At 68.0% G+C, this 13,405-nt stretch carries 12 protein-coding genes; 6 read left to right on the top strand and 6 right to left on the bottom strand.

What is annotated here, in order from left to right:
• Window positions 1–9: 9 nt before the first annotated feature.
• From rpsR to rpsF, 3 genes are all read right to left on the bottom strand, one after another.
• The gene (gene rpsR / locus ACFYW3_RS19175; protein ID WP_003956534.1) at window positions 10–246 is read right to left on the bottom strand and encodes a 30S ribosomal protein S18; all 237 of its coding nucleotides are present in this window, start codon (window positions 244–246) and stop codon (window positions 10–12) included.
• A 43-nt stretch (window positions 247–289) separates the two neighbouring features.
• Entirely contained in the window at window positions 290–889 is a 600-nt protein-coding gene (locus tag ACFYW3_RS19170; protein WP_351749827.1) for a single-stranded DNA-binding protein, read from the bottom strand.
• Window positions 890–961: 72 nt separating this feature from the next.
• Window positions 962–1,252, bottom strand: coding sequence for a 30S ribosomal protein S6 (rpsF, locus tag ACFYW3_RS19165; protein WP_004950685.1), 291 nt, complete (start codon window positions 1,250–1,252; stop codon window positions 962–964).
• Window positions 1,253–1,503: 251 nt separating this feature from the next.
• On the opposite strand from rpsF, the gene ACFYW3_RS19160 reads away from it, so the two are divergent.
• The 3 genes from ACFYW3_RS19160 to ACFYW3_RS19150 all read left to right on the top strand — a co-directional run bounded on the left by ACFYW3_RS19160 (window position 1,504) and on the right by ACFYW3_RS19150 (window position 4,172).
• Complete coding sequence (locus ACFYW3_RS19160) at window positions 1,504–1,818, top strand: hypothetical protein (RefSeq protein WP_351372449.1); 315 nt, start codon at window positions 1,504–1,506, stop codon at window positions 1,816–1,818.
• A 130-nt stretch (window positions 1,819–1,948) separates the two neighbouring features.
• Window positions 1,949–3,067, top strand: coding sequence for a peptidoglycan bridge formation glycyltransferase FemA/FemB family protein (locus tag ACFYW3_RS19155; RefSeq protein ID WP_053683970.1), 1,119 nt, complete (start codon window positions 1,949–1,951; stop codon window positions 3,065–3,067).
• 73 nt (window positions 3,068–3,140) lie between these two features.
• Window positions 3,141–4,172, top strand: a complete 1,032-nt coding sequence (locus tag ACFYW3_RS19150; protein WP_351749825.1) for an alanine racemase — start codon at window positions 3,141–3,143, stop codon at window positions 4,170–4,172.
• Window positions 4,173–4,182: 10 nt separating this feature from the next.
• On the opposite strand, the gene ACFYW3_RS19145 is transcribed toward ACFYW3_RS19150, so the two are convergent.
• Both ACFYW3_RS19145 and ACFYW3_RS19140 read right to left on the bottom strand, forming a co-directional pair.
• Window positions 4,183–5,643: a glycosyltransferase family 87 protein gene (locus ACFYW3_RS19145; protein WP_389386836.1), complete on the bottom strand. Its 1,461-nt coding sequence runs from the start codon at window positions 5,641–5,643 to the stop codon at window positions 4,183–4,185.
• An 88-nt stretch (window positions 5,644–5,731) separates the two neighbouring features.
• Window positions 5,732–8,428 carry a transglycosylase domain-containing protein gene (locus tag ACFYW3_RS19140; RefSeq protein ID WP_389386835.1) on the bottom strand — a complete coding sequence of 899 codons (2,697 nt, stop codon included), beginning with the start codon at window positions 8,426–8,428 and terminating at the stop codon, window positions 5,732–5,734.
• Between the two features lie 272 nt (window positions 8,429–8,700).
• On the opposite strand from ACFYW3_RS19140, the gene ACFYW3_RS19135 reads away from it, so the two are divergent.
• The 3 genes from ACFYW3_RS19135 to ACFYW3_RS19125 all read left to right on the top strand — a co-directional run bounded on the left by ACFYW3_RS19135 (window position 8,701) and on the right by ACFYW3_RS19125 (window position 11,838).
• Window positions 8,701–9,303: a PadR family transcriptional regulator gene (locus tag ACFYW3_RS19135; RefSeq protein ID WP_053683962.1), complete on the top strand. Its 603-nt coding sequence runs from the start codon at window positions 8,701–8,703 to the stop codon at window positions 9,301–9,303.
• Between the two features lie 49 nt (window positions 9,304–9,352).
• Window positions 9,353–10,435, top strand: a complete 1,083-nt coding sequence (locus ACFYW3_RS19130) for an inositol-3-phosphate synthase (protein ID WP_266948614.1) — start codon at window positions 9,353–9,355, stop codon at window positions 10,433–10,435.
• Window positions 10,436–10,569: 134 nt separating this feature from the next.
• Window positions 10,570–11,838, top strand: coding sequence for an MFS transporter (locus ACFYW3_RS19125; protein WP_351749818.1), 1,269 nt, complete (start codon window positions 10,570–10,572; stop codon window positions 11,836–11,838).
• 66 nt (window positions 11,839–11,904) lie between these two features.
• Here ACFYW3_RS19125 and ACFYW3_RS19120 read toward each other — a convergent pair whose 3' ends face one another.
• Complete coding sequence (locus tag ACFYW3_RS19120) at window positions 11,905–13,347, bottom strand: CCA tRNA nucleotidyltransferase (RefSeq protein ID WP_351749816.1); 1,443 nt, start codon at window positions 13,345–13,347, stop codon at window positions 11,905–11,907.
• Window positions 13,348–13,405: the final 58 nt, after the last annotated feature.

The raw sequence follows: 13,405 nt of genomic DNA, 5'->3' as shown, positions 1-13,405 counted from the left end.
ACCCTTTCCTTATCGCGCGGTGGACGTGTAGGGCAGCAGCGCCATCTCACGGCTGTTCTTGACGGCCGTGGCAACGTCACGCTGGTGCTGCGTGCAGTTGCCGGTGACGCGGCGGGCACGGATCTTGCCGCGGTCGGAAATGAACTTCCGCAGCATGTTCGTGTCCTTGTAGTCCACGTACACGGTCTTGTCCTTGCAGAACGCGCAGACCTTCTTCTTAGGCTTGCGCACAGGCGGCTTCGCCATTGTGTCTCTCCTGTGTGATCAAGAAGTGGGGGTTCGAGCTGCCCTAGAAGGGCGGCTCGTCCGAGTAGCCACCGCCGGAGCCGCCGGAGCTTCCGCCCCAACCGCCCCCGCCGCCGCCCTGCTGCGCCTGGCCACCGGCCGGCGCGCTGGACGCCCACGGGTCGTCGGAGGGAGCTCCGCCGCCCTGCGGCGCGCCGCCACTGGGGGCTCCGCCCCAGTTGCCACCGCCGCCACCCTGCTGCTGGCCGCCGCCGCCGTATCCACCCTGGCCACCGCGACCGCTGGTCTTGTTGACCTTGGCCGTGGCGCTCTTCAGGCTGGGGCCGACTTCCTCGACGTCCAGCTCGTAGACCGTGCGCTTGACACCCTCACGGTCCTCGTACGACCGCTGCTTCAGCCGGCCCTGCACGATGACGCGCATGCCCCGCTGAAGGGACTCGGCGACGTTCTCCGCCGCCTGACGCCAGACCGAGCAGGTCAGGAACAGGCCTTCGCCGTCCTTCCACTCATTGGTCTGCTTGTCGAAGATGCGGGGAGTGGACGCGACACGGAACTTCGCGACCGCCGCACCCGAGGGGGTGAAGCGCAGCTCGGGGTCGTCGACGAGATTGCCGACGACCGTGATGACGGTCTCGCCTGCCATGGATGAACCTCTCGGCGGGGATTGCTGCTGGGCTGCTGTGCTACTCGGTCCCGATTACCGCTGAACCGAAGTTCAGTGGGTCTCGGGGCGAAGGACCTTGGTCCGGAGAACCGACTCGTTCAGGTTCATCTGTCGGTCAAGCTCCTTGACGACCGCAGGCTCGGCCTGAAGGTCGATGACCGAGTAGATGCCCTCGGGCTTCTTCTTGATCTCGTAAGCGAGACGACGACGGCCCCAGGTGTCGACCTTCTCGACCTTTCCGTTGCCCTCACGGACGACGGAGAGGAAGTTCTCGATCAGCGGGGAGACAGCGCGCTCCTCGAGATCGGGGTCGAGGATGACCATCACTTCGTAGTGACGCATGTGGAACCCACCTCCTTTGGACTCAGCGGCCACGGTCGTTCCGTGGCAGGAGGGTCGTGATGCGTACGCACGGCGTCCACAGAGCAGACACCGCGCAGACCGTACAGACTACCTGCTCCACTCCTTCCGGTTGAAATCCGGAGGGAGAGGGCCACACTCTGTATGCATCGGGTGTGCTCGGTGCCATGCCCCCGGCTCCGCCGGAGGAGGCTCCACAGCACCGCTCTGCTTCAGCCAGGAGGTGCCTTCCGATGGCACAGGCAACGCGGTCCCAGTCCGCCATCTCGCTCTTCGCGACCGATGGCAAGCCCCATCCGCTGCAGGACACCCTGTTGGCGGCCACCCTGATCCTCGGCGCCGTGGCGTTCGTCACGGCCTTCTTCGACAATCTGCACCTGATCAGCTCGTGGACCGGGCTGGTGGGGATCCTCACCGGCGCCTACGGACAGTTCATCTCGGTGACGACACGCGAGCGCTTCGCGCTGATCATCGGGCTTGGCGCCTCGGCCATCGGCTTCTACCTCGGCATGGCGCACGGCGGCCTCTTCGGCGGCTGGCTGAGCTGATCGGGCTACCTGCGCGACAAGGGCATCGGCCGTCGGCGGCCGGTGCCCGGCCCGTCCCCCAGAAGGGTGGTGCCCCCGTCGCAGTAGGCTTCGCGCCATAGCCAGCGAAGCCGCCGGAGGAGCACCCCGCATGAGCCTGTCCCTGAGGACCATCAGCCGAGAGCAGCATCTGGGTTTCCTCCAGAGCCTGCCCTCCGCTAGCCACTGCCAGGTCCCGGCGTGGGCCGACGTGAAGAACGAGTGGCGCTCCGAGAACCTCGGTTGGTTCGACGGATCCGGCGAACTCGTCGGTGCCGCACTCGTGTTGTACCGCCAACTGCCCAAGGTGAAGCGATACCTCGCCTACCTCCCCGAGGGCCCGGTCATCAACTGGTACGCCCCGAATCTGGAGGAGTGGCTCCAGCCGATGCTGAGCCACCTCAAGCAGCAGGGCGCCTTCACCGTGAAGATGGGGCCGCCCGTCGTCATCCGGCGCTGGAACTCGGCTGCCATCAAGGCGGGTATCCAGGACCCCGACGTCAAGCGCCTGCGCGACGTGGAGGCCTCGGTGATCGAGCCCCGCGCCTTCGAGGTGTCCGACAAGCTGCGTCGCATGGGCTGGCAGCAGGCCGAGGACGGCGGCGCCGGATTCGGTGACGTCCAGCCCCGCTACGTCTTCCAGGTGCCGCTGGCCAACCGCTCGTTGGACGACGTCCTCAAGGGCTTCAACCAGCTGTGGCGCCGCAACATCAAGAAGGCCGAGAAGGCCGGCGTCGAGGTGGTCCAGGGCGGCTACGACGACCTGCCGACCTGGCAGCACCTGTACGAGATCACGGCCGAGCGCGACAAGTTCCGCCCGCGGCCGCTCAGCTACTTCCAGCGCCAGTGGACGGCCCTCAACTCCGAGGACCCCAACCGGATGCGGCTGTACATCGCGACGCACGAGGGCGAGCCCCTGGCCGCGGCCACGATGATCACCGTCGGTCAGCACGTCTGGTACTCGTACGGGGCGTCCGCCAACCACAAGCGCGAGGTACGACCCTCGAACGCGATGCAGTGGCGCATGCTCCGCGATTCGTACGCGCTCGGCGCGAGCGTCTATGACCTGCGCGGCATCAGTGACACGCTGGACGAGAACGACCACCTGTTCGGTCTGATCCAGTTCAAGGTCGGCACGGGTGGCGAGGCCGTCGAGTACGTCGGCGAGTGGGACTTCCCGCTCAACAAGGTGCTGCACAAGGCGCTCGACATCTACATGTCCCGCCGCTGACCCGCACCTTCGCCCCACCCACATACACAGCACCGCTGTACCAAGCGGCTTTCCAGAGAGGCTCCGGACGGGCATGGCGCTCACGCTCTACGTCGACACCGCGCGCTGGCGTGCGCACCAGAAGCAGGTCGCGGACCGGTTCCCCGGGTTGATCCCGGTCTGCAAGGGCAACGGCTACGGCTTCGGCCACGAGCGGCTGTGCGAGGAGGCGACCCGGATGGGCGCCGACATCCTCGCCGTCGGGACGACCTACGAGGCCGCGAACATCAAGGACTGGTTCGGCGGTGACCTGCTCGTCCTCACCCCGTTCCGGCGTGGCGAGGACCCGGTGCCGCTGCCGGACCGGGTGATCCGCTCGGTGTCCTCCGTGGACGGGGTCCGCGGTCTGGTCGGCGCCCGCGTGGTCATCGAGTGCATGAGCTCGATGCGCCGCCACGGTGTGTCGGAGCAGGACCTGGGACAGCTCCACTCCGCCATCGAGGACGTCCGTCTGGAGGGCTTCGCCCTGCACCTGCCGCTGGACCGCCCCGACGGCTCGGACGCCGTCGAGGAGGTCATCGGCTGGATGGATCGGCTGCGCGCGGCCCGGCTGCCGCTGCACACCATGTTCGTCAGCCACCTCAAGGCCGAGGAGCTGACGCGGCTCCAGCAGCAGTTCCCGCAGACCCGCTTCCGGGCCCGCATCGGCACCCGGCTGTGGCTGGGCGACCACGAGGCGACCGAGTACCGCGGCGCGGTCCTCGACGTCACCCGGGTGGCCAAGGGGGACCGGTTCGGCTACCGGCAGCAGAAGGCCGCGTCCGACGGCTGGTTGGTCGTCGTCGCCGGCGGTACGTCACACGGAGTGGGCCTGGAGGCCCCCAAGGCCCTGCACGGGGTGATGCCGCGTGCCAAGGGCGTCGCGCGGGCGGGCCTGGCGACCGTGAACCGCAACCTGTCCCCGTTCGTGTGGGCGGGCAAGCAGCGCTGGTTCGCCGAACCCCCGCACATGCAGGTGTCGATCCTGTTCGTGCCCTCGGACGCGACCGAGCCGAAGGTGGGCGACGAGTTGGTGGCGCACCTGCGGCACACCACCACGCAGTTCGACCGGGTGTTGGACGCCTGATCCGTTCCGGTCAGTGACCGGGGTCCAGACCCCAGTCGACCCGCTGTCCATCCGAGGGCGTCGCCTTGTGCGGCGCCCTCGCCGCGTCCGACAACACGAACACGTCCTCGGCCCTGTCCAGGACGCCCCCGGAGGGGTCGTCCGATCCGTCGCGGCGCACGACGTCGCGCTCGGGCAGCAGGATGTCCCGTACGACGACGGCGCAGAGGTAGAGCGTCGCCAGCAGGTGGGCGGCGATCGCCACCTGGTAGCCCTCCACGGGCAGGCCCTGGTGCTTGTCTCCGCTGGAGGTGTAGGCGAGGTAGAACCAGATCCCGAGGAAGTAGACGAGCTCGCCGGCCTGCCAGACGAGGAAGTCGCGCCAGCGAGGCCGGGCCAGGGCGGCGAGCGGGACGAGCCACAACACGTACTGCGGCGAGTAGACCTTGTTGGCCAGGATGAAGGCGGCGACGACGAGGAACGCCAGTTGGGCGAAGCGGGGGCGTCGGGGGGCCGTCAGGGTGAGGAGCGCGATCCCACCGCAGAGCAGCAGGGTCAGGCCCGTGGCGTAGGTGTTCGCGTCCTCCAGGGGGTTCCCGGAGCGCTGGGAGATCAGCAGCCAGACCGAGCCGAAGTCGATGGGCCGTTCCTGGCTGAACGTGTAGAACTTCGTCCACCCGTCCCAGGCGAAGATCATGACGGGCAGGTTCACCACGAGCCAGGCACCGACCGTGCCGAGGAGGGCACCGGCGAACGCGCGCCATTTCCCGGCACGCAGGCAGAGCACGAAGAGCACCCCGAGCAGCAGTACCGGGTAGAGCTTGGCCGCGGTGGCCAGACCGATGAAGACACCGAAGAGCACCGTCCGCCCGCGGGACCACATGAGCATCCCGACGGCGGTCAGGGCGAGGGCGAGCAGATCCCAGTTGATCGTCGCGGTGAGCGCGAAGGCGGGCGCCAGGGCCAGCAGCAACGCGTCCCACGGCCGGCGGCGGTGCGTGCGGGCGACACACACGGCGATAACCGCGGCGCAGACCATCAGCATGCCCGCGTTGACCATCCAGTACATCTGTTCGCGATGCTGCATGGAGCCGCTGCCGGGTGTCAGCCATGAGGCCACCTGCATGAAGAGCCCGGTCAGCACCGGGTACTCGAGGTACTCCATGTCACCGGTGAGCCGGTCCCAGTAGGGGACGAGACCGTCGGCGAAGCCGCGTACGACGTACAGGTGCGGAATGTCGGAGTAGCAGGCGTGCGTGTACTGCGAGCCGGCCCCCCGGAACCACGCCCAGTCGTAGCAGGGCAGTTTCTGCGCCATGCCCAACGCGAACATCCCGAGGGCCACGAGGACCACCACCCGCACCGGGGTCAGCCAGTGGCCGCCCAGCCGGGCATGGCGGCCCAGCGGGCCGCCGATGAGCTCGCTGCCGGCCGCGGCGACCTCGTCCTGCTGGGTGGGCAGTACAAGCCTGTCCTCGTGCACCTTCGTCATGCGCTCATCCTGCCGTACCGGGCCGGGCACGGACGAGGGCCGCCGCACGATGTGCGACGGCCCTCGTCAGGTGGTGATGGCGAACCGGTCAGCCGCCGACACCGGCGGTGGTGCCCCAGCTACCGCCTCCGGGACGGCCCGGTCTACCCGGGGTGGGCGGTGACGGGTCTCCGCCCGCCCCGCCGTCGGCCGCGCCGCCGGCTCCCGCGTCGCCTCCGTTGCCGCCGCCGTTGGCTCCGTTCCCGCCGTTGGCCCCGTTGCCACCGTTGGCCCCGTTGCCGCCGCCGATCAGGCCACCGACGTCGTTGCCGCTGGTGGTGCCGCCGTCGGGGTCGGTCTCACACACCTGCCAGGGCCTGCACTTCGGCTTGTCCTCGGTCTTGGAGGGCGACGGGGACACCTTCGGCGGGGAGCTCGACGGGGAGGGCGAGGGCGAGGGGGAGGGCGATACCGAGGGCGCCGAAGGCGTGGGGCTCGGCGCGCCGGAGGCGTGGGCGATCACGCCGATCTCGTCCGGTTCCGGGAACTGCTTGATCGGAGCCCCCTTGAGGGCCGCGCGCATGTACTCGGTCCAGATCACGGTCGGGATGTCACCACCGTGGATGGAGTCGATGCCTCCGACACCGTTCATGGACTGCAGCGCCTGCCCCTTGGCGTTGGGGTCGCTGCGGAAGAGGGTGACGGCCGTGGACAGTTCCGGGGTGTAGCCGACGAACCAGGCCGACTTGTTCTTGTCGGTGGTACCGGTCTTGCCCGCGGCGGGCCGCTCCAGCTTCTTGGCCTTGATCGCGGTGCCGTTCTGGACGACGTTCTCCAGGACCTTGGTGATGTTGTCCGCGATGGCGTTGTCCATGGCCCGCTGGGGCTTGGGAGCCTCGAACCCGGGAAGCTCCACCCCGTCCTTCTTCACGCTGGTCACGGAGAACGGCTCGTGGTGCGTGCCCGAAGCGGCGAAGGTGGCGTACGAGTCGGCCATCCGGATGGCGCTGGGGGTCGAGGTTCCCAGCGCGAACGAGGCGTTGTCGTTCGGGTCCATCGAGTCTTCGAGGATGCCGGTGGACTTGGCCACCTCGCGGACCTTGTCGTGGCCGACGTCGAAGACGAGCTGGGCGAAGGGGACGTTGATGGAGCTTTCCATCGCCTTGTTGAGGGTCACGTACCCGTAGGGCGTGGTGCTCTCGTTCTTCTGCCTGAACGGCTGACGGTCCTTGCCGAGCAGGGGCTTGCCCGCACGGTTGGTGATCACGGTGCGGTCGTCGGCCATGTACTTGCTGTCGACCGAGATCCCCTCGCCGTCGGAATTCTGGGTGCCGTACTCCATCGCGGCCGCCAGCACGTACGGCTTCCAGGTCGAGCCGACCGGGACGCCCTGGGTGTCGGCGTTGTTGGTGAAGTGCTTCTTGTCCATGCCGGGCCCGCCGTACAGGGCCACGATCGCCCCGGACTTCGGGTCCACCGACGCGGCGCCGAACTGGACGTGGGTGTCGGTGTCGGGCCGGCGCTTCTCGTCGAGGAAGTCCTTGCGGGTCTCGTCGACGGCCTTGGACAGGGCGTCGACCTTCGCCTTGTCGAAGGTGGTACGGATCTGGTAGCCGCCCAGGGCCATCTTGTCCGCGCTGATGTGCAGCTTCCGCATCATGTACTGCTTGGCCGTCTCGACCAGGTAGCCGGTCTGGCCCGACAGTCCGCGCGCCTGCTCCGACTCGACGCGTGCGGGGAACTCCGTGTACTTGGCGCGCTCGGCCTGGTCCATCCGACCCACCACGACCTCGCGGTCGAGCACCCAGGCCCAGCGCTGGCGGGCGCGTTGTTCGTTGAGCTCGGGGGTGGCCGCCTTGCCGAGGCCGCCGTCGGGGTTGTACAGGTTCGGGCCCTTGAGCACGGATGCCAGGAAGGCGCTCTCCGAGGGGGTCAGGTTCTTGCAGTCCTTGCCGAAGTAGGCGCGTGAGGCGGCCTGGATGCCGTAGGCGTCGCGGCCGTAGTAGGCGGTGTTGAGGTAGCCGGCGAGCACCTCGTCCTTGGGCGCCGTGAGACCGAGCCTTATCGAGATGAAGAGCTCGGTCACCTTCCGCTTGAGCGTCTGCTCGGAGTCCAGGAAGTTGTTCTTCACGTACTGCTGCGTGATGGTCGAGCCACCCTGGGTGGAGCCGCCCTGGGCCATGTTCACCACGGCCCGGGCGATGCCCATCGGGTCGACGCCCTTGTCCGTCTCGAAGGACTCGTTCTCCGCGGCGATGACCGCGTTGCGCATCGAGAGCGGGATCTCGTCGATCTGCACGATCTGGCGGTTCATGGAACCACCGGTCGCGACCATCTGGCTGCCGTCGGCCCAGTAGAAGACGTTGTTCTGAGCCTGGGCCGCCTTGTTGGCATCCGGCGTGCTCACCATGGCGATACCGATGCCGGCGCCCGCGATGATCACCGCGATGAACCCCAGCGTGGTGCCGCTCACGAGCTTCCAGGACGGGACGAACCGTTTCCACCCGTCCCGGTCGGAGCGGGGGTAGTTCACGAGCCGGCGGTTCGGGCGGCTCGCGCCGGTTCCGGATCTGCCCGACTGGGCCCCGTCTCGGCCTCGACCGGCCGAGCCTCTCTGGGCGGCTCTTCGGGCCTCGACCCGACCGCCGGAGGGGGACTGCTCTCGGTACGAAGCACTGGGGGACGCCGCGCGGGCGTCATGCCCCGCCCCGGCGCCGCGGCCAGAGTGCTGCTGCGCGGGCCGACGGGACGCGGCGCGGCCGCCGCCCTGGGCTTGCTGCGGCGGTTTACGGCGATGCTCGCTCATCGAACGACTACTCCTCGGGCAGGCGAGTGGCCTGGCAGCGGCGGTGCATTCCGGTTCCCCCCGGTGTCATGCCGCACAGACTACGCACGGTCAAAACCCAATCAGTGCCGAAGTTCACCCCAAATCAGGCAACTTGCGTACGTCGAATTAGTGATGTGACGCCGGTCACCACGTCACCCCTTGTCGCCGGAGGCCGGCCGATCTATCGTCTGGATGTATCGAGTCGATACATCAGCTCGACATAAACTCAGGGGCAGAGGAGAGGCAGGCGGATGAGCAGACGCTCAGGCATCCTCGAATTCGCCGTCCTCGGCCTGCTTCGCGAATCCCCCATGCACGGCTACGAGCTCCGCAAGCGGCTCAACACCTCGCTGGGGGTGTTCAGGGCGTTCAGCTACGGAACCCTGTACCCCTGCCTCAAGACGCTCGTCGCCAACGGCTGGTTGATCGAAGAACCGGGCAACGCCCCGGAAGACGCTCTCGCCGCTTCACTCGCAGGGCGCCGCGCCAAGATCGTCTACCGGTTGACGGCAGCAGGTAAGGAGCACTTCGAAGAGCTCCTCTCCCACACCGGCCCGGACACCTGGGAGGACGAGTCCTTCGCCGCCCGCTTCGCCTTCTTCGGTCAAACCGAACGAGAAGTGCGCATGAGGGTGCTGGAGGGTCGCCGCAGCCGGCTGGAAGAGCGTCTGGAGAAGATGCGCGCCTCGCTCGTCCGTACGCGGGAGCGGCTCGACGACTACACGCTTGAGCTGCAGCGCCACGGAATGGAATCCGTGGAGCGCGAAGTGCGCTGGCTGAACGAGCTCATCGAGAGCGAGCGGGCGGGACGGGATCAGAGACGACCCGGTCCGTCCGACGAAACTGCAAAGTGAGGCCTGCATCTCGCAGGCCTCGTCCGAGAACAAACAGGGAGCAACCGGAATGGGTTCGGTTCGCGTAGCCATCGTCGGCGTAGGCAACTGCGCCGCCTCGCTGGTGCAGGGCGTCGAGTACTACAAGGACGCCGACCCGGCGGCCAAGGTCCCCGGTCTGATGCACGTCCAGTTCGGCGACTACCACGTGCGTGACATCGAGTTCGTCGCCGCGTTCGACGTCGACGCGAAGAAGGTCGGCCTCGACCTCTCGGACGCCATCGGCGCCAGCGAGAACAACACCATCAAGATCTGCGACGTCCCGAACACGGGCGTGACCGTGCAGCGCGGCCACACCCTGGACGGCCTGGGCAAGTACTACCGCATGACGATCGAGGAGTCCGCCGAGACCCCGGTCGACGTGGTCCAGGTCCTCAAGGACCGCGAGGTCGACGTCCTGATCTGCTACCTGCCCGTCGGCTCCGAGGCGGCGGCGAAGTTCTACGCGCAGTGCGCCATCGACGCGAAGGTCGCCTTCGTCAACGCCCTTCCGGTCTTCATCGCCGGCACCAAGGAGTGGGCGGACAAGTTCACCGAGGCCGGCGTCCCGATCGTCGGCGACGACATCAAGTCGCAGGTCGGCGCGACCATCACGCACCGCGTGATGGCGAAGCTGTTCGAGGACCGCGGTGTCCGTCTTGAGCGCACCATGCAGCTCAACGTCGGCGGCAACATGGACTTCAAGAACATGCTCGAGCGTGACCGCCTCGAGTCGAAGAAGATCTCGAAGACGCAGGCCGTCACCTCGCAGATCCCGGACCGCGACCTGGGCGAGAACAACGTCCACATCGGCCCGTCCGACTACGTCGCCTGGCTCGACGACCGCAAGTGGGCCTACGTCCGCCTCGAAGGCCGCGCCTTCGGCGACGTTCCGCTGAACCTCGAGTACAAGCTCGAGGTGTGGGACTCCCCGAACTCCGCCGGTGTCATCATCGACGCCCTGCGCGCCGCGAAGATCGCCAAGGACCGGGGCATCGGTGGCCCGATCCTGTCGGCTTCGAGCTACTTCATGAAGTCCCCGCCGGTCCAGTACTTCGACGACGAGGCCTACGCGAACGTCGAGAAGTTCATCAAGGGCGAGGTCGAGCGCTAAACCGCTCGCCGCGTCCGCGCGACGCGAAGCGAAGCACCAAGGTCCTTTCGGACACCTGGTCTTCGGCTGCTCTTCCACCGAGGGTCCCCGGGCAATGTGCCCGGGGACCCTCGGTGTGTGTGACCCTTTCCCTCATGCCCGTCGTACGTGATCTGCGCGTACTCCTGCGCCTGAGGGACTTCCGCAACCTGCTCGCCGTACGGCTCTTCTCCCAGGCCGCGGACGGGGTGTACCAGGTCGCGCTCGCCACCTACGTGGTGTTCTCCCCGGAGAAGCAGACCTCGCCCGCGGCCATCGCATCGGCCATGGCCGTGCTTCTGCTGCCCTACTCGGTGATCGGCCCCTTCGCCGGCGTGCTGCTGGACCGTTGGCGCCGACGTCAGGTCTTCCTCTACGGCAACCTGCTGCGGGCTTTCCTCGCCTGTGTCACCGGCGTGCTGATCGTCGCGCACGTCCCCGACTGGCTGTTCTACGCGTCGGCGCTGTCGGTCACCGCCGTCAACCGCTTCGTCCTGGCCGGACTCGCCGCCTCCCTGCCACGGGTCGTCGGCCCCCATCAGTTGGTCACCGCGAACGCCCTCTCTCCCACCGCAGGCACCCTCGCGGCGACCGCCGGCGGCGGCCTGGCCTTCCTCGTACGGCTGCTGGCCGTCGAATCCAACGCACTCGTGGTGCTCCTCGGTGCCGCGTTCTACCTCTGCGCCGCGCTCGTCTCCTTGCGGCTGGCCGTCGACCTCCTCGGTCCGGATCAACCCTCCGGGCGGGTCCACCCGTCCATCGCCGAGGGGGTGACCCTCACGGTGCGGGGCATGGCCGAAGGCCTGCGTCACCTGGCCGACCGCCGGGACGCCCGCCTGGCGCTCACCGCGATGACGATGATGCGCTTCTGCTACGGCGCACTCCTGGTGATGCTGCTCATGCTCTGCCGCTACTCCTGGTCGGACAACGAGTCCGACGGACTGGCCCTCCTGGGGATCGCGATCGGGGTCTCCGGCGCCGGGTTCTTCGCGGCCGCCGTCGTCACACCCTGGATCGTCGAACGTCTGGGCAACCTGGGCTGGATCACCGTCTGCGCCGCGACGGCAGCGCTCCTCGTCCCGGCGCTCGGTCTGTTCTTCGCCGTCGGACCGATGCTCGTCGCGGCCTTCGTCCTGGGGCTCGCCACCCAGGGCGCCAAGATCTCCACCGACACCGTCATCCAGTCCCGGGTGGACGACGAGTTCCGCGGTCGGGTCTTCTCCGTCTACGACGTGCTCTTCAACGTGGCCTTCGTCGGCGCGGCCGCCGTGGCCTCGCTCATGCTTCCCGCGGACGGGCAGTCCGTCACCCTGATCCTGAGCGTGGCCCTCCTCTACGGCCTCACCGCGGCACTGCTCCGACGCCAGGAGCGACGTTTCACGTGAAACATCAGGGGGCGATGGATCGGGGCGGTCGATGTTTCACGTGAAACATCGACCGCCCCGGACGCCTCAGGCCTGGCCGGCCCACCACTCCTTGAGAGCCGTGACGGCGGCGTCACGCTCCATCGGTCCGTTCTCCAGCCGCAGCTCCAGCAGGAACGCGTAGGCCTTGCCGATCACCGGGCCGGGACCGACACCCAGCACCTGCTGGATCTCGTTGCCATCCAGGTCGGGCCGGATCGAGTCCAACTGCTCCTGCTCCTGGAGCTGCGCGATGCGCTCCTCCAGACCGTCATAGGTACGGGAGAGCGCGTTGGCCTTGCGCTTGTTCCGGGTGGTGCAGTCGGACCGGGTCAGCTTGTGCAGCCGCTCCAGCAGGGGACCGGCGTCGCGTACGTAGCGCCGCACGGCCGAGTCGGTCCACTCGCCGTCCCCGTAGCCGTGGAAGCGCAGGTGCAGCTCCACGAGCCGGGACACGTCCTTGATCATGTCGTTCGAGTACTTCAGCGCGGTCATGCGCTTCTTGGTCATCTTCGCTCCGACCACCTCGTGGTGGTGGAAGGAGACCCGGCCGTCGCCCTCGAACCGGCGGGTTCGCGGCTTGCCGATGTCGTGCAGCAGGGCGGCCAGACGCAGAACCAGGTCCGGGCCGTCCTCCTCCAGGTCGATCGCCTGCTCCAGCACGATCAGCGAGTGATCGTAGACGTCCTTGTGACGGTGGTGCTCGTCACTCTCCAGCCGCAGGGCGGGCAGCTCGGGGAGCACCCGGTCCGCCAGCCCGGTGTCCACGAGCAGACCCAGGCCCTTGCGGGGGTGTGCGGACAGCAGCAGCTTGTTCAGCTCGCCCTGCACGCGCTCCGCCGAGACGATCTCGATCCGCTCGGACATCTCCTTCATCGCCGCCACGACCTCCGGGGCGACCTCGAAGTCCAGCTGCGCCGCGAACCGGGCCGCACGCAGCATGCGCAGCGGATCGTCCGAGAAGGAGTCCTGCGGAGTGCCGGGGGTGCGCAGTACACCCTCCCGGAGGTCCTCCAGGCCGCCGTGCGGGTCCACGAACACCTTCTCGGGCAGCGCGACCGCCATGGCGTTCACCGTGAAGTCCCGGCGGACCAGATCCTCCTCGATCGAGTCGCCGTAGGAGACCTCGGGCTTGCGCGAGGTCCGGTCGTACGACTCCGAACGGTAGGTCGTCACCTCGATCTGGAAGCCGAGTTTCTGCGCTCCCACGGTGCCGAAGGCGATGCCCACGTCCCAGACGGAGTCGGCCCACGGCCTGATGATCTTCAGGACGTCCTCGGGGCGGGCGTCGGTGGTGAAATCGAGATCGTTGCCGAGACGCCCGAGCAGCGCATCGCGAACGGACCCTCCGACCAGGGCGAGGCGGAAGCCGGCCTCCTGGAATCGGCGGCCGAGTTCGTCGGCGACAGGGGCGACCCGCAGCAGTTCACTGACCGCGCGGCTCTGCACCTGACTCAGGGCACTGGGGCTGTCTTCATTGGCGTTCGGCACAACAGAAAAGGGTACGTGGCCCGCCCGGTCCGGGCCGCCGCGTTTTGCGGCCACCCCG

It is taken from the genome of Streptomyces sp. NPDC002602 (genome assembly GCF_042889445.1).
Lineage (GTDB): Bacteria > Actinomycetota > Actinomycetes > Streptomycetales > Streptomycetaceae > Streptomyces.
The sequence above is the reverse complement of the archived record's forward strand: the minus strand, read 5'-3'. Positions and strand labels throughout refer to the sequence as shown.

Excerpts from the sequence above, each read along its gene's own strand:
- rpsR (WP_003956534.1), bottom strand. The coding sequence starts at position 246 with ATGGCGAAGCCGCCTGTGCGCAAGCCTAAGAAGAAGGTCTGCGCGTTC.
- ACFYW3_RS19170 (WP_351749827.1), bottom strand. The coding sequence starts at position 889 with ATGGCAGGCGAGACCGTCATCACGGTCGTCGGCAATCTCGTCGACGAC.
- rpsF (WP_004950685.1), bottom strand. The coding sequence starts at position 1,252 with ATGCGTCACTACGAAGTGATGGTCATCCTCGACCCCGATCTCGAGGAG.
- ACFYW3_RS19160 (WP_351372449.1), top strand. The coding sequence starts at position 1,504 with ATGGCACAGGCAACGCGGTCCCAGTCCGCCATCTCGCTCTTCGCGACC.
- ACFYW3_RS19155 (WP_053683970.1), top strand. The coding sequence starts at position 1,949 with ATGAGCCTGTCCCTGAGGACCATCAGCCGAGAGCAGCATCTGGGTTTC.
- ACFYW3_RS19150 (WP_351749825.1), top strand. The coding sequence starts at position 3,141 with ATGGCGCTCACGCTCTACGTCGACACCGCGCGCTGGCGTGCGCACCAG.
- ACFYW3_RS19145 (WP_389386836.1), bottom strand. The coding sequence starts at position 5,643 with ATGACGAAGGTGCACGAGGACAGGCTTGTACTGCCCACCCAGCAGGAC.
- ACFYW3_RS19140 (WP_389386835.1), bottom strand. The coding sequence starts at position 8,428 with ATGAGCGAGCATCGCCGTAAACCGCCGCAGCAAGCCCAGGGCGGCGGC.
- ACFYW3_RS19135 (WP_053683962.1), top strand. The coding sequence starts at position 8,701 with ATGAGCAGACGCTCAGGCATCCTCGAATTCGCCGTCCTCGGCCTGCTT.
- ACFYW3_RS19130 (WP_266948614.1), top strand. The coding sequence starts at position 9,353 with ATGGGTTCGGTTCGCGTAGCCATCGTCGGCGTAGGCAACTGCGCCGCC.
- ACFYW3_RS19125 (WP_351749818.1), top strand. The coding sequence starts at position 10,570 with ATGCCCGTCGTACGTGATCTGCGCGTACTCCTGCGCCTGAGGGACTTC.